The organism is Marinobacter sp. (genome assembly GCF_052091845.1).
Taxonomy (GTDB): Bacteria; Pseudomonadota; Gammaproteobacteria; order Pseudomonadales; family Oleiphilaceae; genus Marinobacter.
The window spans coordinates 1-19,489 of the sequence record NZ_JBQDCO010000010.1 but is presented as its reverse complement, the minus strand read 5'-3'; the positions used below and the strand labels follow the sequence as shown (position 1 = coordinate 19,489).

At 53.4% G+C, this 19,489-nt stretch carries 17 protein-coding genes and 1 pseudogene; 9 read left to right on the top strand and 9 right to left on the bottom strand.

The window, feature by feature from the left end:
* Positions 1-17 precede the first annotated feature (17 nt).
* Together ACTHYN_RS05000 and ubiU are read right to left on the bottom strand one after the other, a co-directional pair.
* Positions 18-911: a U32 family peptidase gene (locus ACTHYN_RS05000; protein ID WP_441811374.1), complete on the bottom strand. Its 894-nt coding sequence runs from the start codon at positions 909-911 to the stop codon at positions 18-20.
* A 13-nt stretch (positions 912-924) separates the two neighbouring features.
* Positions 925-1,920, bottom strand: coding sequence for a ubiquinone anaerobic biosynthesis protein UbiU (gene ubiU / locus ACTHYN_RS04995; protein ID WP_441811373.1), 996 nt, complete (start codon positions 1,918-1,920; stop codon positions 925-927).
* Between the two features lie 293 nt (positions 1,921-2,213).
* Here ubiU and ACTHYN_RS04990 point away from each other — a divergent pair, with 293 nt between their 5' ends.
* Positions 2,214-4,241: a methyl-accepting chemotaxis protein gene (locus ACTHYN_RS04990; protein ID WP_441811372.1), complete on the top strand. Its 2,028-nt coding sequence runs from the start codon at positions 2,214-2,216 to the stop codon at positions 4,239-4,241.
* A 72-nt stretch (positions 4,242-4,313) separates the two neighbouring features.
* Here ACTHYN_RS04990 and ACTHYN_RS04985 read toward each other — a convergent pair whose 3' ends face one another.
* The 3 genes from ACTHYN_RS04985 to hemN form a co-directional block, all read right to left on the bottom strand.
* Positions 4,314-4,445 carry a putative transporter small subunit gene (locus ACTHYN_RS04985; protein ID WP_441811371.1) on the bottom strand — a complete coding sequence of 44 codons (132 nt, stop codon included), beginning with the start codon at positions 4,443-4,445 and terminating at the stop codon, positions 4,314-4,316.
* On the bottom strand, positions 4,445-6,121 hold the full coding sequence (locus tag ACTHYN_RS04980; RefSeq protein WP_441811370.1) for a sodium:solute symporter family protein: 1,677 nt from the start codon (positions 6,119-6,121) through the stop codon (positions 4,445-4,447). The genes ACTHYN_RS04985 and ACTHYN_RS04980 overlap by 1 nt, the downstream gene beginning before the upstream one ends.
* 453 nt (positions 6,122-6,574) lie before the next feature.
* Positions 6,575-7,993 carry an oxygen-independent coproporphyrinogen III oxidase gene (gene hemN, locus ACTHYN_RS04975; RefSeq protein ID WP_441811369.1) on the bottom strand — a complete coding sequence of 473 codons (1,419 nt, stop codon included), beginning with the start codon at positions 7,991-7,993 and terminating at the stop codon, positions 6,575-6,577.
* Positions 7,994-8,222: 229 nt separating this feature from the next.
* Between hemN and ACTHYN_RS04970 the strand changes: the two genes are divergently transcribed.
* The 3 genes and pseudogenes from ACTHYN_RS04970 (at position 8,223) to ACTHYN_RS04960 (ending at position 10,580) form a co-directional block, all read left to right on the top strand.
* Entirely contained in the window at positions 8,223-8,357 is a 135-nt protein-coding gene (locus ACTHYN_RS04970) for a cryptochrome/photolyase family protein (protein WP_441811368.1), read from the top strand.
* Positions 8,358-8,367: 10 nt separating this feature from the next.
* Positions 8,368-9,259, top strand: a pseudogene (locus ACTHYN_RS04965) (cryptochrome/photolyase family protein); the annotation flags it as partial.
* Between the two features lie 82 nt (positions 9,260-9,341).
* On the top strand, positions 9,342-10,580 hold the full coding sequence (locus ACTHYN_RS04960; RefSeq protein ID WP_441811367.1) for a substrate-binding periplasmic protein: 1,239 nt from the start codon (positions 9,342-9,344) through the stop codon (positions 10,578-10,580).
* Here the strand turns inward: ACTHYN_RS04960 and ACTHYN_RS04955 are convergent.
* Positions 10,577-12,265: an HAD family hydrolase gene (locus tag ACTHYN_RS04955; protein WP_441811366.1), complete on the bottom strand. Its 1,689-nt coding sequence runs from the start codon at positions 12,263-12,265 to the stop codon at positions 10,577-10,579. The genes ACTHYN_RS04960 and ACTHYN_RS04955 overlap by 4 nt on opposite strands.
* Before the next feature lie 86 nt (positions 12,266-12,351).
* On the opposite strand from ACTHYN_RS04955, the gene ACTHYN_RS04950 reads away from it, so the two are divergent.
* Positions 12,352-12,495, top strand: a complete 144-nt coding sequence (locus ACTHYN_RS04950; RefSeq protein WP_441811365.1) for a DUF2256 domain-containing protein — start codon at positions 12,352-12,354, stop codon at positions 12,493-12,495.
* 108 nt (positions 12,496-12,603) lie between these two features.
* The gene (locus ACTHYN_RS04945) at positions 12,604-13,515 is read left to right on the top strand and encodes a cation diffusion facilitator family transporter (protein WP_441811364.1); all 912 of its coding nucleotides are present in this window, start codon (positions 12,604-12,606) and stop codon (positions 13,513-13,515) included.
* Positions 13,516-13,556: 41 nt separating this feature from the next.
* On the opposite strand, the gene ACTHYN_RS04940 is transcribed toward ACTHYN_RS04945, so the two are convergent.
* Together ACTHYN_RS04940 and ACTHYN_RS04935 are read right to left on the bottom strand one after the other, a co-directional pair.
* Positions 13,557-14,024, bottom strand: a complete 468-nt coding sequence (locus ACTHYN_RS04940) for a universal stress protein (protein WP_441811363.1) — start codon at positions 14,022-14,024, stop codon at positions 13,557-13,559.
* Entirely contained in the window at positions 14,014-15,615 is a 1,602-nt protein-coding gene (locus ACTHYN_RS04935) for a BCCT family transporter (RefSeq protein WP_441811362.1), read from the bottom strand. The genes ACTHYN_RS04940 and ACTHYN_RS04935 overlap by 11 nt, the downstream gene beginning before the upstream one ends.
* A 111-nt stretch (positions 15,616-15,726) precedes the next feature.
* Between ACTHYN_RS04935 and cadR the strand changes: the two genes are divergently transcribed.
* Positions 15,727-16,191: a Cd(II)/Pb(II)-responsive transcriptional regulator gene (cadR, locus tag ACTHYN_RS04930; RefSeq protein ID WP_441811361.1), complete on the top strand. Its 465-nt coding sequence runs from the start codon at positions 15,727-15,729 to the stop codon at positions 16,189-16,191.
* A 95-nt stretch (positions 16,192-16,286) separates the two neighbouring features.
* Here cadR and ACTHYN_RS04925 read toward each other — a convergent pair whose 3' ends face one another.
* Positions 16,287-17,204, bottom strand: coding sequence for an AEC family transporter (locus ACTHYN_RS04925; protein ID WP_441811360.1), 918 nt, complete (start codon positions 17,202-17,204; stop codon positions 16,287-16,289).
* Positions 17,205-17,393: 189 nt separating this feature from the next.
* Here ACTHYN_RS04925 and ACTHYN_RS04920 point away from each other — a divergent pair, with 189 nt between their 5' ends.
* Together ACTHYN_RS04920 and ACTHYN_RS04915 are read left to right on the top strand one after the other, a co-directional pair.
* Complete coding sequence (locus ACTHYN_RS04920) at positions 17,394-17,843, top strand: c-type cytochrome (protein WP_441811359.1); 450 nt, start codon at positions 17,394-17,396, stop codon at positions 17,841-17,843.
* Positions 17,844-17,853: 10 nt separating this feature from the next.
* A complete protein-coding gene (locus ACTHYN_RS04915) occupies positions 17,854-19,272 on the top strand; it encodes a cbb3-type cytochrome c oxidase subunit I (protein ID WP_441811358.1) in 1,419 nt (472 codons plus the stop codon).
* Positions 19,273-19,489 lie beyond the last annotated feature (217 nt).

Genomic DNA, 19,489 nt, shown 5'->3' with positions numbered 1-19,489 from the left:
CTGCTTATGCATTTCGCTCAGGAAGGAACCAAATCCATCCCCGGTTTTCCATACCAATACCCATTGCACGGCGGCGCTTCAACCAACTGCAGCGGGTCGGTCGCTGGCACTTCACCCCGACGAGCCTGATCAAAACGGCGAACCACTTCACCCATGCCCTGATGCTCTGGACTTAGGCGCACGGTAGATACCCCCATCTGTTCCATATCGGGCACTTCCCGCATCAAGTCGTAACGCGCACCAGACAATGTGGAAGTGCCATTCAAGCGAAACAACTCTTGGGATTCGCGGGAGCGCAACTCCATGCCATCCGGGTGCTGCAGACAGCGAAACTCGCAGTTGTCTTTGGGCAGGTTGTAATGCCGTGCAGTAAAGCAGCGAGACGACCACGCTAAAGGGAGAAAGCCCCAAGCGAACACCTCTGCGGCTAAATCCAGCCCGTCTTCTTTTAACTCAGCAATCAGTTGGCGCAGAGTGTCACGGCCCAGTTCTACCGGCAGGTTCCAGCCTTTCAGGCCCTGTTTTGCTAACAGTTTTAACGTTGCGCTGTTGTAGATATTCATGGACGGACCGGTTACAAACGGCAGGTTATTTTGAGTGGCCAGTTGCAGAGCACTTTGATCGTTAGCCTCTACCAGATACTCCTGCTGACTACAGATTTTGCGCAATGCCCGTAAATCTGCCTCGGATTCAATCAACGTTTGTGTTGAGAGCACCACCTGCTTGCCAGAATCCTTGAGCACACTGGCAATGTCCAGCCAATCCGCTAACTTTAGCTCACGGCGGCGGGAACACACAGTTTCGCCCAGGTACACAGTATCAACCGGCCATGCGGCAGCGTTGGCGTAAAAATCAAACACGGTTTGTTTGGACCAGAACCAGAGAATCGGGCCCAGGGAGAGCTTCATCATGGGTAGTTCAGCCTTATTTCCATTTGCGGTGATAGGCGCCGATGGTGGTTAAACCACCTTCAGACAGGCCCGCCAGCGTGCTGTTCCAGGCAGGATCTGCACAAAACCCTTCACCCTCCGTATCCAGTTTGTTCAAGGCTTGGCGCCAGGTGCAGGCAACATCGGCAATATAGGCAGGGCTGCGCTGACGGCCTTCAATTTTTACAGCACTAATGCCCAGTTCTTTCAGCTCCGGCAAAAGATCCAGCGTATTCAGGCTCACCGGTTCTTCGATGGCATGGTAAACGCTGCCCTCCACATCAAATCGCCCTTTGCACAGTGTCGGATAGCCGGCAGACTCGCCCTTGCCGTATCGGTCGATAAGCACATTATTCAGGCGAGATTCCAGGCCACTCGGGGTTTCCTGCCAGCGCACAGCCTTGGCTGGTGAGCAGGCCCCACGGGTGTTGGGGGATTCATCTGTCAGATAGGAAGAAAGATAACACCGCCCTTCCGCCATGATGCAAAGACTGCCAAAGGCAAAAACCTCCAGCTCTACCGGGCTGTGTTTCGCCACGCCGCGAACCTGATCTATAGATAACACACGGGGCAATACAGCGCGGCGAATATCAAAGTTGTCCTTGTAGAAACGCAGAGCTTCGTAGCTGGTGGCCGAGCCCTGAACGGAAAGGTGCCGGTGAACCTGAGGATGCCTTTTTGCCGCATACTCCAGCAGGCCCATATCGGCCAGAATAATGGCGTCTACCCCTAAGGCAGCAGCCCGGTCGACAGCCCCTTTCCAGGTTTCCCAGCCGTCTGGTTGCGGGTAGGTGTTGATGGCACAGAACACTCTGGCGCCTTTTTTATGCGCGTATTCAATGCCCTCACCTGCCCGTTTTTCGTTGAAATTAAGGCCAGCAAACTGGCGGGCATTGGTGCTGTCTTTAAACCCCAAATACACCGCATTGGCACCGTTATCTACCGCTGTTTTCAATGCCGGTAAACTGCCAGCCGGACAAACAAGTTCCATGGGCTCTCTCCAACTAAAGGTTCTACAAACCATACGTTGGGTGCGCTTCCACGGCATTGACCTTTGTCAGCAGAATCGAAGGTACTCGTTATGCACCCTATAAATACCCATTAAGCAATACTCCACGCACCATTACCTATAGCCACAATTTTCTGTTAAAAATTGAGGGATTAACATTTAATAACAAAGCGTTATGAATACAGCCCTACCACCACAGCTACCTCGTACTATGAATGGCACTGATCGCTACACTTGCCCACAATAGGCGTCACTCACAAACGCGAGGGTTTCCCGTGAAAAACATTATCAACAACTTCTCCATGCGAGGAAAACTAATCACGCTCGTGATGCCCGCCTTGCTGGTGATCGTCTACTTTGCTGTTGAAAGTATTGCGTTAAACTTGGGGCAATTAAGCGATATGCGCCAGTTGCGCTCGCTGGTCCAGCTGGCTGATATCGGCGACCCGCTGATCGAAACACTGCAGAAAGAACGTGGTCGCTCTGCCGTAGTGCTTTCAAGTGGTTCGGATCAAAATGCCGCACGGCTGGCCGAACAGGCCTTAACCAACCAGCGCCGCCAAACCAGTGGCCGCCTTTCAGGCTACCGCTCCCGCATTGCTAACCTTAAACAGGAAACAAGCTTTAGCTCTGAGGTTGCCAGTAGCATTCAGTCGGTGGAGCAAGATCTGGCCACCCTTAATCAACTTCGCAACAGCGTCGATAGCCGCTCCGCAAATAGCAATGAAGCCGGGTCAGGTTATACACAGCTGATTACCGGGTTGCTTGGCCGGATCCCCCTGATAATTTCACGCTCCACCGACCCGGGTCTAACTCGAGATATCAATGCCTATTACACTCTGGCAGAGGCGGCAGAATCGGCCGGCAAAGAGCGCGCGGCTGGAGCGGCGCTAATTAGCAGCGGAGACTTTGATCTGCCAGCCATCAGAAATATCGCCGCGTTTGGGGGCCATCAAGAGGCATTTATCCGCGAGGCTGCAGCCATGTTACCTTCGGATTCAAGTCTGCTTAGCCGGCTTAAAAAACTGCCTGCAACAACCGAAAGCCGTAATCTTCAGGAAAAGCGGAATACTTTATTCAGCAGCCCTTCTGGCATGTATGCCCTGGACTCGGTGGAGTGGTTTGACACCACTACCCAGCGTCTTGCCAATCTGAACAGCGTGCGTGATTCATTACTCCACAACACCTCAATGGCGGCCTCTCAAAGCGTAGCCAATGCCCGCCAGGACCTGCTTATAGCGTCAGCTATTGCAGTCACGGCTATTGTCGCTGTGTTTGCTCTTATGCTACTGATGGTCAGCGCCATCAATCGGCAAATCAATAGCCTGCTCGACGGCGTCAGGTTTGCCATGGACAACAAGGATCTCTCGCAACCGATCCACATATCCAGCAAAGATGAGATAGGCACCATCGGGCAAGCAATCAATGAACTATTCGGTCGGTTTGGCGCTGCTCTTCAACATATCGATGGGGCCAGTGTGCAGCTTGCTGCCGCCACAGAAGAGACCAGCGCAACAGCTGGCCAGAACACCACTCAGGCGAAGAGCCAGCAGGAGCAGATAGAGCAAGTTGCTGCAGCTACTGAGGAAATGTCTGCGACTTCAGAGCAGATCTCCCAGAACACCCAACAAGTGGCAGATGCCGCCGGTAACGTTATGGAGAGAAGTCGGGCTGGCGAAGAGGTTTTACAGGGCAGCGTGCGCGGCATACATTCTCTCGCCCAGTCTGTGAAAGACGTAAGCGAGGTCATTGCAGAGCTGGAAAACCGTAGCAGCAGCATTGTGGAGGTGGCAGATGTGATTCGTAAGGTAGCCGACCAAACCAATCTGCTAGCCCTGAACGCTGCCATTGAGGCCGCCAGAGCCGGAGAGCATGGCCGCGGGTTTGCCGTGGTTGCCGATGAGGTTCGTACGTTGGCCCGCCAGACACACGAATCTACTGCCCAGATTGAAGACATTATTAATGGTTTCAAGGTGATCACCAACAATGCCAGTCGCTCGATCAGCGCCAGCCAAAAGCTTGCCAATGAGACCAGCGAGCAATCCTCAGAGCTGGAGCAAACCTTCGTTGCCATCTTGGGGGATGTTAACAACATTTCGAACATGGCCACTCAAATAGCCGCAGCATCTGAACAGCAAGTTGCCGTAACCCGGGAGCTGGCGGGGAACATGGAAGCCGTAAGTGGCGTGGCAATATTAACGCTGACAGGGTCGCAGGAAATTTCCCAGGTTACCGCAGAGCAGGCAGAATTGGCCCGGCAGCTCCAGGATTTAGCTAATGAATTTAAGGTTTCAAATGCCTGAGTTCTGTAAGCTAAAAAAAAAGCGGGGGCCCGCAGGCCCCCGTTTCGTACATATACTTTCTAACTACTGGCGTCAGACCATACCACTATCTGACTTACGCGCCTGAACCGCGTCTTTAAGAACCGCGCTGCAAATAACCGCCAGAACACCCAGCGTCAGGGCAGGCCAAACCAGGATATAAGTACCGTATGCGAGTTCACTCATTAGTGTGCTCCTTCTGGAATCATCGTGGATTCATCTTCATTTTCAACGTCGTCGTAGTTACCGACACGCTGGTTAATCAAGTCAAAATCAAACCTTTCTTTGTTGAACAACGTCATAGCCGTGCACACAACAGCACTGGTGCCATAGGCTGTCAGCGAGGCTGTCAAAACCATGTAGTCACGCAGGAAGCCGGTGGCATACACAAGCATCAATACGCCGGCAACCGCGCCGACCAACAGGCCTACCACACGCCCAAAGAAGCCGAACGCCATCATTCCGAACACCACAGCACCGCCTACAGAGGCCAGTATTTCGAAAAACAACACAGTAATACCCGTCATTTCGAGCAGTTCAAACCGTGCGATGCAGAACAGGGCCATGGCAACAACCACCGACCAGGTAAACGCTGCGTTGGTTACCCTGTCCCAGTAGCAACTGACAATAACCGGGAACACAATGGCCCCCCAAAGCGCGCCGACAAACACCAGCATCACAAGAATGTCCAGGGAGAAGCTCGCGAAAATCAGGCCAGCAACGGTTGCCACAATCATGGTAATGCGCCCGATAAACAGCATTTTCTTGGGGTCAGGATTGTCCTTGGCAATGTTTTTGCCATAGATATCCGCCATCACAATGGTCGACAGCGCCGATAAATCAGAGTCAGCTGTTGACGACAAGGCACCGATAACCAATACAAAGAACAGAGCCACAAAGGCTGTCGGCAGATACGTAGAGACCATTTGCGGGATCAGGTTGTTCATGTTGCCGTTGATTGGCTCCATGCCCACGGTAAGAGCCATCAGGCCAATCATGCCCAAACCAATAACAATGGCGCCGTAACCCAGTGTTGCCGTCACAAATGTGCGTTTTATGTGCTTTTCGCGAACCGCAAACAGGCGCTGCGAAATAGTCTGATTACCAATGGCATAAGCAAGTACCGCCACGAAGAAGGGCGCCCCCTGGCTCATAATCGCATCAATAGAGAAGAAGTCTCCCTGCTGTTCGGTCAGGTTTTGCAGGCCGTCGACCATCACAGATGGACCACCCACAGAGAACAATACAGCCGGAATGATGACAACCGTGATGGCCATCAGCGCAACAAGCTGGGCAAAATCTGTGAAAACAGACGCGCGGAAGCCGGAGGTTAGCGTGTAGCTAAGTACACCAATCCCGGCAACGATCACACCCGTCTGGAACGATAGAGGCGACAGAATCGATACCAAGGCACCAGCCGCGGTAAAGTTCACCATCAGGCTGATAATGCTGCCAAGAATGTTGGAACCGGCCAGGATCAACTGGCTGGAAGACCCGTGGCGTGCGTGAATCAGCTCACCCAGGGTGTGGCCATTCGGGGCCAATCGGCGAAAACGTCTGCCAAATGGGTAGATGAACAGAATCATCAACGCGCCCCATAGGCCGTAGTGTATGGGTCCCGAGACACCGTAGGTGTAGCCTGATGTGGCCGCAGCGTAAAAAGATGCGGCCCAAATCCAGGTAGCCGTCATACTTGCGGCACCCATGCCAAACCCTACCTGATGGCCAGCAACCATAAAGCCTGAGGTGTCTTCTTCTTTTTTGCGGATCAGCAGGGTGAGCAAATAGGTGCCGCCATAAAATGCGACCAGCAATAACACAATCGTCAGTATCGAAAACTGAACAAAACCATTCTCGTTCAAATCGGGACCTCTTTATAACGGCCGTGCCCAGCAAAACAGGTGACGACCCGGGAGGTTCGATTACCTGAGGCACGAGCATTCAACAAAACCCGCGGTAGGCGGAAAATGACAATCGAAAGGAACACCGTAGTGGTGTCGGTAAAAAGCAGGGCGCTATTTTACCAAAGCGTGAGGGTCGCTATGGAAAGCGAAAACGCATATATAATCTTGAAATTTGTTTAGTAGTCATAATGTTTGCAGCCTATTCAGCCCTGAGTTCAGTTGCCGGAGGCTATTTTTCTGGCCGTAAGTTAAGCCGGAAAAGGGTTTTAAAAGCAAAAACCGTTAAATCAGGGCGATAAATCTGAAATTTCCGTAAGGAAGGGGGAGAACTTACTCCAAATCCAGGTGCGAGTCCAGTATTTAGAGCACAAAGAAATAACCGGGGCGCTGACGGCCCCGGATCAAAATGAATCAGATGATGCGGGAAAAACGCTGGCTCGCTCCCTCCTTGCGATAAAAATCAAAGATTTGGCAAATAGCGCGAATCAATAACCGGCCCGCAGGCTCAACCTGCAGCACTCGGCCGTTGTCACTAACCAGTTCATCAGCAATCATCGGCTTTAAACGGCTGAGCTCATCTGCAAAATAGTGATCGAAATCTTCCTGCCACTCAGCTGAAAACTGCCGACGATCCAGACGGAACTGACAAATTAGCTGTCCGATGACCCAGCGGCGAATGCGGTCGTCCCGGGTCAGGTTCACGCCTTTGGTAATCGCCAGATTACCCGAGTCGATCGCAGCTTCCCAGGTAGGTAAATCGTGGTTATTCTGAAAATACGCATCATTGGTCTGGCCAATGGCAGACACACCCAAAGACACCAAATCACAATCCGAGTGAGTGGTGTATCCCTGGAAGTTTCTATGCAAACGCCCGGCACGCTGAGCCACAGCCAGGCTGTCATCCGGCTTGGCAAAGTGATCCATACCGATGTATTCATACCCCGCCTCGAGCAAGCGGTTGATGGTGTTATGCAAAATAGTCAATTTTTGCTGTGGCGATGGCAGCGTGTCGTTTTTGATCCGGGTTTGGGGGTAAAAACGATCTGGCAGGTGCGCATAACTGAACACAGACAGTCTATCCGGCGACATCTCAAGCACCGCTTCCAGAGTCTGCGCAAAGCTCTCCGGAGTTTGATACGGCAGGCCGTATATCAGATCAAGGTTGATAGAGCGAAACCCTAGCTGACGGGCCTCACTCAGCACCGCTTCGGTCATTTCCCGGGGTTGGATACGGTTAACGGCTTTCTGAACCTCAGGGTTTACATCCTGTACACCCAGGCTGATGCGATTAAAGCCCAGTTTCCACAGGGTCGGCAGGGTATCCTGATCCACCTCACGCGGGTCTATCTCCACGCTATAATCGCGCTCTTCGCCGCTTTGCAGGTTAAATAACTCAGCGTAGCCTTCCATTAACTCCCGCATTACTTCATTGGGCAAGAAGGTTGGTGTACCGCCGCCCCAATGCAACTGTTTTACCGGACGATTCGCACCAAACAGTTCAGACTGCATGGCCGCTTCTTTCAGAACACGCTCTACATAGGGCATGGCCTTGTCATACTTTTTGGTGATCACCTTGTTGCAGGCGCAGTAATAACAAAGGTGTGCACAAAACGGCAGGTGGGTATACAAAGACAGCGGTCTGTTACTGGCTTTGCTGCGCGCCGCTGCCTCAAGCATCTGCTCCACCGGGTAGTTTTGCTCGAATTCCACGGCTGTGGGATAGGAGGTATAACGTGGCCCGCTGAGATCATAGCGTTTGATTAGAGCATCATCCCAGATGAACTCCGGAAGTGTGGATTCAGCAGTCTGTGAGTCGGGATTGGAAGCCATAATAGAAACTCTGTGCGTGTAATGGGAAAGGCCAGCCGAGGCGCGGGCGCATTGTATGCCGGGCCCGCGGCGCGCATCTTGATGCGAGTCATTTTGACGAATGTCTGTATTCTATCAGTTCCGGGTCTGAAGCACTCTTACGCTCAAGGCGTATTCTGACTACCTCCTTTGGGTAACAGTCTCAGCAACCCTAAAGGCAAAATTCGCCAGTCACTGGAGTGCACTCTTCATGGCCAATCTAATCCTGGTCCTTGGGGATCAGTTAACAACCGATATCAGCGCACTTGACGGGGCGAACCCTCAAACTGACAAAATCGTTATGGCCGAGGTGAACGAAGAAGCCAGTTATACCAATCACCGATAAAATTATTACCACAGAATGCGGTGAATGGCGCCTGCACGATAAGATCTCTCGCTGGCAGGAAAGCCTGAACGTTCCGGTAGAAATCCGTACAGATACCCGCTTTATTACCAGCAAACAGGAATTTGCTAACTGGGCAGAAGGTCGCAAGCAACTAAGGATGGAATACTTCTACCGGGAAATGCGCCACAAAACCGGCCTGTTAATGACCCCGCACCATTCCGGATAGAACCAGACACCATAACCCGTGAAGTAATTGATCTGGTTGAGCGGTACTTTCCCGATCACTTTGGCGTTACCGATGACTTTCACTTTGCGGTAACGCCAGAGGATGCTCAAAACGCCCTGAATTACTTCATCGAGTTTGCCCTGCCCTGCTTCGGCGGCTACCAGGATGCCATGTCGGACAGCGAAGACTGGCTGTTTCACGCCATCCTTTCATCCTATATCAACTGCGGCCTTCTTGATCCGCTCACCGTATGTGAAACCGCTGCAAGAGCCTGGTATTCAGGGCAGGCGTAACACCGGATGAAATCTGCGACTGGTACCCGGCGGTCTATGCGGATGCTTACGACTGGGTAGAACTACCCAATGTGCTGGGCATGGTGATGCACGCCGATGGCGGTTATCTCGGCTCAAAACCCTACGCCGCCAGCGGTAAGTACATTCAGCGCATGTCTGACCACTGCAGCAACTGCCACTACAAGGTCAATAAAAGTACCGAGCCAGATGCCTGCCCATTCAATTCTCTGTACTGGCATTTCATCGACCGCCACAGACACGAGTTTGAGCGTAACCCACGCATGGCTATGATGTATCGAAATTGGGACAAGCAAAAGCCGGATAAACGCAAAGCACTACTTAAAAGGGCTGATAACCTACTGGCTCAGATTGGCGATATTTGAAAACAGAGAGGAAAAAAATCTTTGCAACTGCTAGTGTCCTATATACTTTATCACTCGCAGACAAACGGAATAAACGGTCACTATGGAATACCGACCACTTGCATTTGGCATCTTGGCACTGCTTATCTTTCAGGTGTGTATGGCGCAGCCAGCTGAACTAGATCTTGTGACCTTTGAAGCGCCACCTTATCAGTCCGTTGAATCCACCGGCGATAAACAAAGGGCGATAACCGGCGAAACCGTCGAAACGGTTACCTGTGCTGCAAAGCAGGCCGGCTGGCCTGTACACATTACTCTGGCGCCTCAAAAGCGCGCGATTTATTCGCTGAAACGAAATGACGTAGATGGTTATTTTGCCGCAGACCCATCCGCAGAACTGGACTCTATTGCCCGCCGCAGCAACCCGATTGCCCTGGAAAAGTGGTATTTTTTCACTCCAAACTCAACGCCCAAGCCTGACAAGCGCCGTATCGGCGTGGTAGACGGCGGCAATGAGGAGGCTTGGTTAAAGGCAAACGGCTACACTGTGTACCTGGGTGTTGTCTCTGCCAGTCAATTGCCTGCACTGCTAAAGCGAGAGCGAATTGATGCCGCATTAATAGATGAGCGGGTAATGGAAGGGCTTAACATCGAAAACAACAGTTTCATAGACAGCTTGAACCCACAGTTTCTTCGCTACGCTCCGCTGCACCTTTATGTTGCAAAAGTCTTTGACGCGACACACCCGGAGTTTTTGCCAGCCTTCAATCAGGCACTTCCAGCCTGCATGGAAAAGACATTGACACTGTCTAGCCAGGAGTCAAAGCACATTGAAGAACTCGCAAAAACACTGATTGCCGAACTGACAGAATTTGTTGACGTACAGTCGGCCCTGAAGGCCGGCCCGAAGCAGGAATCCCTAGCCGAGATATTATCGATTGATAGCAAGTGGCAGGCTTTGGCACCAGAGACCGAGCTGCCATTGGCCTCGCACATTCTGTCTCTGCCCGCATCACAAAACCTGAAAGCCTGGCAAAGCTCCCATCAGGGCTTGGTCACAGAAATAATGGTGATCAATAACATGGGCGCCATCACAGCTATGAGCCAGCTCACCTCTGATTTCTGGCAGGGTGACGAGCCGGAATTTCTGGAAGTAGCCGGAGGAGAGCTTTCCGAAGAGTCGCTCGACCGAAAAGCATTTTTTATCTCTTCCATTCGCTACGACCACTCAACCACACGGTTCCAGATCTCAGTCAGCATGCCCGTTATTCCTGGAAGCAACCACACTCCAAACGGGGTAATTGTTCTAGGTCTGGATATTGAAAAGGCCATGGGCATTTAAGGCGGCCCCACTTCACAGGCAAGCACCAGCGCCCAAAACTCCGAGAAATCATTTACCACCACATCTGGCTTATCAGGGTGCTTGTGGGTACCTGGAAATATTCGGGTCAACCAGGGCAGATCCCATTGCGCGCCGTTAAAGAACACCGACGTCATGCCCGCGCGCTTGGCTGCAATCACGTCTGTGGTGCTGTCACCCACATACCAAACACTGGGGTCAGGTGGATAATCAAGCTTTTTTACTGCTAGTAAAAGCTGGTCTGGATACGGCTTGCGCAAGGGCGTATCGTCACCACACACATCCACATCAAACAACTCCACCCAACCGGTGTCTTCAACGGCTGCCAGCTCGTGCTCGAAAAACTCGCGATCGCGATTGGTGATCACTCCTACCTGAATATCTAGCCGCCGCAAACCTTCCAGCACCGCCCGCACTTTTGCTTCAAAGGCTTTTACTGTGCCGTAATGATTGCGGTAATGGTGATTGAACGCTTTATGAGCAATCTGTTTTGCGTCTTGATCATCCCCAAAGAGCACTTCAAAAATGTCCGTGCGAGAGATCTTCCGGTTGGCTTTTACCTTGGGATGGAGTTTGGCGAACTCCTGAACGTACGCTACCAGCCTGGCGTCTTCCGGGGTTTTGCTGTCTTCCGGCGCCAGCATTCGCTGCATTAACCCGAGCTTGTGAAAATCCGGGAACATGTCATCCACGGCGTGGTACATGGCATCCAGCGTATCCACCAGTGTGGCGTGCCAGTCGAACAGAACGATTTCCGGGCGAATCAGCCGCACCACTGCCGGGTGCCAGTCCGGTTCTATGCGGGGTTCAGGCCGGGGTGGGGGCGGAAACGGCTCAGGCCGAACCTCGGCGGGCGTAAAACGGAACCTGTCCGGCTCGCTGCGCTCCAGAAAAGCCAGCACGTTCATCAGCACCTCAAAGCTGTCGAGCACCGCAAGCGGTCTGTCGCGCCGGGAAAACCAGCCACGAATACGCTCAGACTCCCAGCAGGCACCATTGTAGAAAACCCCGGCAACACCGGCGCGACTGGCGGTTTGCATGTCCACATAGCTGTCGCCCACATACCAGACATCTGTGTCCGCCGGCAGTGCCAGTTTCTCCAGGGCGCGGCTGATAACCTGAGGGTCGGGTTTGTACTCGGTGACATCATCGGCACACACGGTCACCTCAAACAGATCCTGCCAGCGGCCTTCATCCACCGTTTGCAGCTCTTTTTCCAGGAACTCCCGGTTGCGATTGGTGACCACCGCCAGCCGTATTCCCATGGCGCGCAGGGCGCACAGGTATTCGTACGCACCCGGCTGAAACGGCACAACCTGCCCAAAATAACGCCGGTAAGCCTGATTATAGGCATGGTGTGCTACCCGCTTTGCCTCCGTGTTGTCACCAAACACCGCGTTGAATATATCCGTTCGCGACACCCGCCGTTCCGCCAGAATACGCGGGTGCAAACGCCGGAAGATACGAATGTAACGCACCAACCGAACGTCGTCCCCGGTGCGGCACTGCTCTTCCGGCAACAGCTGATCCACAAGACCCAACTCTTCCAGTTGTGGCAGCATCTCCTCCATGGCACTGAACATGGCATCGTGGGTGTCCACGAGCGTACCGTGCCAATCAAAAATAAGTACAGAAGGCACTTTCAGATCTTCGCTCACCTGATCCATAAACAATCCTCAAGCGCTTCCAAGGCGTATGCCCTGTTAGCGTCCACCCCCCCCGAACGAAACTCACGTAAAACCATAGTGGCCCAATGCACAAAAAACTGCACCTACGTGAAAAGAAATGCCCTGTGTGTGAGCGTCCGTTTACCTGGCGAAAGAAGTGGGCCAATGACTGGGATAGTGTCCGTTACTGCAGCGAGCGCTGCCGGCGTAACCGAAAGCAAAAACCCTGACCACGAAGGTGTCGTTCAAGCAGGGTTTAATGAGCAAGGCCTTGACCCTGTATCAACTACAGGGTTTTAAATAGGCCAAAATTCACGCAACAGGTTAAAAGCATCTCCATGCACACTCACACTCATGGCCACGGTCACAGCCACGCAGAACATTTCGACACCCACAATCGGGCCTTTGCCATAGCGGTTTTGCTTAATGTGGGATTTGTGATCATTGAAGCCGTTTACGGCGTGTTGTCCGGTTCCCTGGCCTTACTAGCAGATGCCGGTCATAACCTGAGTGATGTGCTGGGATTGGTAATGGCCTGGGTGGCCAGTTGGCTGGCAGGGCGCAAGGCCACCGACCGCAACACCTATGGCCTGAAAAAAACCACCATCCTGGCGGCGTTGTTCAATGCCCTGTTTCTGATTGCGGCGGTGGGCGGCATTGCCTGGGAGGCCCTCCGGCGCTTCAGCGAACCGGCGGACGTGGCCGGTTTAACGGTGATTGTAGTCGCCGGCATCGGCGTACTGGTAAACGGGGCCACCATGCTGCTGTTCCTCAAAGGTCAGGAAGGGGATCTGAACATTCGCGGCGCCTTCCTGCACATGGCGGCAGATACGCTGGTATCTGTGGGCGTGGTGGTTGCCGGTGTGGTAATCATGCTGACCGATGCCCGCTGGATTGACCCGGTGGTGAGCCTGGTGATTGCCGTGGTGATTTTTATCGGCACCTGGCGCTTGCTGAAGGACTCCGTAAACCTGGCCGTCGATGCCGTTCCCAAGGGCATCAACCCGGGCGATGTTATTGAAAAACTGCAGGCCCTGCCGGGAGTGGAATCCGCCCATCACCTGCACATCTGGGCACTTAGCACCACTGAAAACGCGCTCACTGTGCACCTGGTAAAACCGGACACGGGCAGTGATGATGAGGTTATCGAGAAGGCAAACCACATGCTGAACCATGAGTTCAACATTCAGCACGTAACCATCCAGTGGGAACGGGCAGTCGCTGGCTGCCCCAATACCGCCGGGTGCTAATGCCGCCACCTGAGCAACCAGTGCATTCAAACTTGTCGGGCTCACGCGCCGGAGCCTGGTTCTCTTTCTACACGGCGCTCCTCCAGATCTTGCGGTAAAATCAGTGTGGCGCAACAGGCGCTCATCACCACATACTCCTTGGTAGCCCGGCGCAGCGGCCACCGGCCGCCGCCTCCCTTGGACACCAGAATAATCAGATCGGCACCAATATTGGCCGCCAGCGCCACCAGCTTTTCTCCCGGGGAGCCAGCAATGATGTGCAGCTTGGCGCTGTACTGCATGGGCAGATATTTGCGCGCCAGCAGGCTTAGCTGCTCCCGTACCTCGGCTTCCCGCTCGGCAGGAGTTTCTGTGGATACGTGGGGGAAGAAGCCGGCACCGCCCGGTTCGTAAATTGTGGCCAGGTGCAGTTCCCCGCCCTCACTGAGCAGCCTTACGCCTTCGTCCAGAGCCCGCTTGCCCTCGCCATCGTCTTCGTAGTCTATGGCTAGCAATATCTTACGATACATTCTGACCCTCCTGTGTCTGTACACTGGCAGCTTCCACCTGCGGGAATGCGCGCCCCTGTACCAACTCGCTCACGGAATAGCCACGGTGGTCGGCCCTGAGCGCACGGAACAGCGACACCGCCATAAATATAAGAAGTACACAAAACGGCAACCCCAGCGAGGTAATCACGTTCTGCAGCGCATCCAGCCCACCTGCCAGAAGCAGCGTTGCCGCGATAATACCCTGGGATGTGGCCCAGAATATCCGCTGGCGCACCAGTGATGGCTGATCGTCTCGTCGGGTGAGCATATCAATCACCAGGGATGCAGAGTCCGACGAGGTGGTAAAGAAAATAACGATAATAATGATGCTCAGCAGCGACGCGATATCCGCCAGCGGAAAAGCCTCAAGGAAGGCAAAAATGGCCACCGAAGGATCCTGCTGCACCTGCTCTGCCAGCGCCACCTGGCCGCTCATCTCAACGTTAATGGCCGACAGACCAAACACTCCAAACCACACCAGGGTGAACACCGTGGGTGCGAACAGCACGCCCGCAATAAATTCCCTAATGGTGCGCCCCCGGGAAATTCGCGCAATGAAAATACCCACGTAGGGTGCCCAGGAGATGGTCCAGGCCCAGTAGAACAGTGTCCATTGACGCTGCCAGCCTGTCTCCGCAAATGTCTCTGTCCAGAACGCCAGCCAAGGCAGATCTTTAAAGTAATTGCCCACACTCTGAACCATGCCCTCGGCTATAAACACCGTCGGTCCCACCACCGCCACAAACAGAATCAATAGCAGCGCCAGCACAATATTCACCTGGGATAAACGGCGCACGCCCTTATCCAGCCCCAGTGCCACCGAGGCCGCGGCAATGCCGGTAATGACCGCAATCAACAACACCTGGATCCAGCCTTCGGTTGGCGTGCCAAACAGATACGACAGGCCGCTGTTGAGCTGCAAGGTGCCCAACCCCAATGATGTGGCCACGCCAAACAGAGTGCCAAGAACGGCAATCACATCCACTGCCCATCCCAACGGGCCGTAGATGCGTTTGCCCAGCATGGGATAAAAAAGACTGCTGATTCGCATGGGCAGGTTATGCCGGTAGGCAAAGTAACCAATGGCCAGGCCAGGCATGGCAAAGATCGTCCAGGTGTGCAGGCCAAAATGATAAAGGGCAATGGTCATGGCATCGCTGGCGGCACGCTGGCTGTTGGCTACAACCCCATCAAACGGCGGGCGGGCCAGATGCGATACAGGTTCGGCCACGCCCCAGAACATCAGTATGGTGCCTATGCCTGCGGCAAACAGCATGGTGAACCAGGTCAGATTGGAATAATCCGGCCGGGAATCGTCGGCCCCCAGGCGAATCTTGCCGTAGCGACTCAGGGCCAGCCCAAGCAGAAAAATCAGCAGGGAGGTTACCGAAAGGATGTAAAACCAGCCCAGATTTTGCGCAACCCAGCCTGTCAACACGCCGAAGGCATTGGCCACCGCCTGATCGTAAGGTATGGCCAGTAACACAAAAAGCGCGGCTATACCTGCCGATGTAAAAAAGACGCCCGGTATCGTCTGCAGTCCCAGTCGACGTTGCAGCTTTTCCAGCAAGTTGATTCTCCCTGTCTCAATTTACAAGTGATAAGCTTGTTAACTACCATATCCAAAGTAATCGAGTTGCGATACTCGCCAGATCAATTCCCGGCAGGACGTACAGAGACCATGAAGATCGGAGAAATAGCCAAGCATTCATCCGTTCCCGTAGAAACCATCCGGTACTACGAAAAAATTGGCCTGTTGCCAGCACCAGACCGGGATACCAGTGGTTACCGTGCCTATCGCAACGCCCACCTGGACCGCCTTCTGTTCATCAAGCGCTGTCGTAATCTGGATATGACTCAGGAGGAAATTCGGGAGCTGATCCGGCTTTCCGAGCATCCGGAAGCCGACTGCCATGAAGTGAATGCGCTTCTGGCTCACCACCTGAATCATGTAAGAGACCGCCTGAGGGAACTCCAAACCCTTGAGAAGACCCTGCAGCAATTGCAGCAAGCCTGCTCTGAAGCGGGCACGGTAGAGGAATGCGGCATTCTGGGCGGCCTGAGTGCTGAGCTGGAGGATTTGCCGGATACAACCTCTGGTCACGAAAGCCACGTGCCAGGCACTCACCGGCCGGGTAAAACCTGAGCGACCTCCCCTTTTAAAAAAACAGTGTGCTGACTGCTTACTCTCTGGTAGCTACAGGGCTTAATAGCCACTTGTAGCAGCAAAACAGACTCCGGCTAAAAGGCCAGTGAAATCATCACCGGAATAAACACCAGCGCAAACAGCGTGCTAAGCATGACGGTGCCTGCAGCCTGCCGGGGCGAGGTATCCAACAACGTTGCGATAACCACCGTGTTAGCGGCGATGGGGGTAATGGAAATCAGGAAAACAGCCTTGTGTACCGCTGGCTCATAAACGCCCAAAACCTGCGAATCAAGCCACCAGAATGCCGTTGCAAGCAGTGGCCAGGCCACAAACTTGCCAAAAAATGCAAAGGCCGTAAAACGCAGATTACCCACCAGCCCGCGAAAGCTGCTTATGCCCATACCGATAATCATCATCCCCAGAATGCTGTAAGCACCGCGCAGGTTGTCAAAGAGAGGCACAAACACATCAGGAATGCTAATACCTGAAAGATTAAGCGCCACAGCCACCAAAAAAGCATAAACAGAAGGCAGTTTTGCCACCCGCCAAAGAGACTCTTTCAGATTATGCCGGCCACGGGCGGCAAGGTAGAACCCCACCGAGCTTTCAAACAGGGTAACGCCCAACATGCACACAATATAAATGGCCAACCCTTCTTCGCCGAACAGCAACAAGGCCACCGGCACCCCGAAATAGCCTGTATTGCCAGATCCCACACACAGCGGAATGATACTGGCGGTGCCATCGGTCAACACCCGCCGCGCCCATTGGAAGTGGGTGATAGCCAGCACCGATGCAAACCCGAACACCAAAAAGGGTAGAAAAATAACTTCTGGCGAGAGTGGCGCCGCCATTACGCCAGAAAACACCACCGACGGCGTCACGATGTAGAGCATGATGCCGGCAATATGCTTGCCGCTCGCCTCAAGATAGCGGCCGGCCACCCAGCCAAGCGCAACGGTTACGTAGAGCGGAATCAACTTAATAAATAACGCCAGCGCTGCGGCCATGATGGCTCCGGACATGCAGATTCAGGAAAATCGGGCTGCGAATTCTACCATCTACCACTCCAGAGGTAACTCCCCGGCGCAATAGTGTGATTTCTTGACATGATTGATAATCGTCAACAGCATTGCGAATACATCTTTATATCCTAGTAGGGCAGTCAAGTATTCCACAATCACCAAGGAGAGAGTCTAATGGCCGAACGCTTTACCAAAAGCATGGCCCGAAACATATATTTGGGGGGAAGCACGTTCTTCATCCTGCTGTTTCTGGTTCTGACTTTTGATACTCAATCGCGGGCAATGCCCGAACGAGATAACAGAGAAAATCTTACCGAGGAGGTAGTCCGAGGCAAACACGTCTGGGAAAACAACAACTGTGTTGGTTGTCACTCCATCATGGGTGAAGGTGCTTACTTTGCACCAGAGCTCGCCAACGTGTTCGACCGCCGCGGCGCAGGCAATAGCGACGTATTCAAGGCTTACATGAACGCCTGGATGAACGCCATGCCCACCAACGTGCCTGGCCGCAGGCAAATGCCGCAATTCAACCTGACCGACCAGGAAATCAACGATCTGGCTTCATTCCTCGAATGGACATCGAAGATCGACGATAACGACTGGCCGCCCAACATTGAAGGCTAAGGAAGTAAACATGAAATACGAGTCTCAACGGGTCGCGATGCCCTACTTTGTCTTCGCCCTGGTTCTGTTTGCCGGTCAGATCGTGTTCGGCCTGATTCTGGGCTTGCAGTACGTGGTGGGTGATTTTCTGTTTCCGGAAATACCCTTCAACGTTGCACGTATGGTTCACACCAACCTGCTGATCGTGTGGCTATTGTTCGGCTTTATGGGTGCCACCTACTATCTGGTGCCAGAAGAAGCGCAAACCGAGCTCTACAGCCCGCTACTTGCGTGGATACTGTTCTGGGTCTTCGCCGCTGCCGGCACACTCACCATTCTTGGCTATCTGTTTGTGGATTACGCCACTCTGGCGGATATCACCATGAATAAACTGCTGCCCACCATGGGCCGGGAGTTTCTGGAACAACCCACTATTACCAAAATAGGCTTGGCCCTGGTGTTTGTCGGGTTCATATTCAACATCATGATGACTGCGCTCAGAGGCCGCAAAACTGTGGTCAATATCATATTGATTACCGGTTTGATCGGCTTGGCAGCGCTGTGGATGTTCTCCTTTTACAACCCCAGTAACCTGGCTACCGACAAATACTACTGGTGGTTCGTCATACACCTGTGGGTTGAAGGTGTATGGGAACTGATCATGGGCGCCATCCTGGCCTTCGTATTGATCAAAATCACCGGTGTAGATAGAGAAGTTATCGAGAAGTGGCTGTACGTCATTATTGCCATGGCGCTGATTACCGGCATCATCGGCACCGGGCACCACTACTTCTGGATTGGGCCATCGGAGTACTGGCTGTGGCTGGGCTCTGTGTTCGGGGCACTGGAACCCCTGCCGTTTTTCATGATGGTGCTGTTTGCCTTCACCATGATCAACCGGCGCAAGCGTAACCACCCCAACAAGGCTGCCACGCTCTGGGCTATGGGCACAGCGGTGATGGCCTTCCTGGGCGCAGGCGTGTGGGGCTTTCTGCATACGCTGGCACCGATAAACTACTATACCCATGGCAGCCAGATCACTGCGGCCCACGGCCATATGGCGTTCTTCGGAGCCTATGTGATGATCGTGCTTACTATCATTTCCTACGCCATGCCTATCATGCGTGGCCGACCCTACGGCAACAGCAATACGGCCCAGGTGGTGGAAATGTGGGGCTTCTGGCTGATGACCATTTCCATGGTGTTTATCACTCTGTTCCTGACTGGCGCGGGCATACTGCAAATCTGGCTGCAACGTATTCCGGAGAGCGGTGAAGCGCTGTCGTTCATGGCCACCCAGGACAACATCGCACTGTTTTACTGGGCTCGCATGATTGCTGGCTGCTTCTTCATGGCTGGTCTTGTGGTGTACCTGTGCAGCTTCTTTATCAAGGGACAAGCGTCCTTTGATGAGGAAGCTCACAGCGGCCCTGCGCTGAAAGACGCCTAACCCCACCATTCTTTAACCTAGCAGGGCCGGAACAGGTTTCCGGCCCTGCTAATCTGGAGCTGAATTGTGACCGTGCAGCAGGCGAACCCCAAGGACACCCTACAAAGTAAGCGGCTGACAACCCGCGCCGCTTTCTTTGGGCTGTTCCTGCTGGCACCGGTTTTGAATATTTTTCGCTATGACTTAACGGAAACCCGGTTTGTATTGTTCGGGTTTC

What these genes read in the sequence shown, in the direction of transcription:
- hemN (WP_441811369.1), bottom strand. Translation starts at nt 7,993, where the DNA reads ATGGCTTCCAATCCCGACTCACAGACTGCTGAATCCACACTTCCGGAG.
- ACTHYN_RS04945 (WP_441811364.1), top strand. Translation starts at nt 12,604, where the DNA reads ATGCACACTCACACTCATGGCCACGGTCACAGCCACGCAGAACATTTC.
- ACTHYN_RS04955 (WP_441811366.1), bottom strand. Translation starts at nt 12,265, where the DNA reads ATGGATCAGGTGAGCGAAGATCTGAAAGTGCCTTCTGTACTTATTTTT.
- ACTHYN_RS04950 (WP_441811365.1), top strand. Translation starts at nt 12,352, where the DNA reads ATGCACAAAAAACTGCACCTACGTGAAAAGAAATGCCCTGTGTGTGAG.
- ACTHYN_RS04920 (WP_441811359.1), top strand. Translation starts at nt 17,394, where the DNA reads ATGGCCGAACGCTTTACCAAAAGCATGGCCCGAAACATATATTTGGGG.
- ACTHYN_RS04970 (WP_441811368.1), top strand. Translation starts at nt 8,223, where the DNA reads ATGGCCAATCTAATCCTGGTCCTTGGGGATCAGTTAACAACCGATATC.
- ACTHYN_RS05000 (WP_441811374.1), bottom strand. Translation starts at nt 911, where the DNA reads ATGATGAAGCTCTCCCTGGGCCCGATTCTCTGGTTCTGGTCCAAACAA.
- ACTHYN_RS04940 (WP_441811363.1), bottom strand. Translation starts at nt 14,024, where the DNA reads ATGTATCGTAAGATATTGCTAGCCATAGACTACGAAGACGATGGCGAG.
- ACTHYN_RS04960 (WP_441811367.1), top strand. Translation starts at nt 9,342, where the DNA reads ATGGAATACCGACCACTTGCATTTGGCATCTTGGCACTGCTTATCTTT.
- cadR (WP_441811361.1), top strand. Translation starts at nt 15,727, where the DNA reads ATGAAGATCGGAGAAATAGCCAAGCATTCATCCGTTCCCGTAGAAACC.
- ACTHYN_RS04915 (WP_441811358.1), top strand. Translation starts at nt 17,854, where the DNA reads ATGAAATACGAGTCTCAACGGGTCGCGATGCCCTACTTTGTCTTCGCC.
- ubiU (WP_441811373.1), bottom strand. Translation starts at nt 1,920, where the DNA reads ATGGAACTTGTTTGTCCGGCTGGCAGTTTACCGGCATTGAAAACAGCG.
- ACTHYN_RS04925 (WP_441811360.1), bottom strand. Translation starts at nt 17,204, where the DNA reads ATGGCCGCAGCGCTGGCGTTATTTATTAAGTTGATTCCGCTCTACGTA.
- ACTHYN_RS04985 (WP_441811371.1), bottom strand. Translation starts at nt 4,445, where the DNA reads ATGAGTGAACTCGCATACGGTACTTATATCCTGGTTTGGCCTGCCCTG.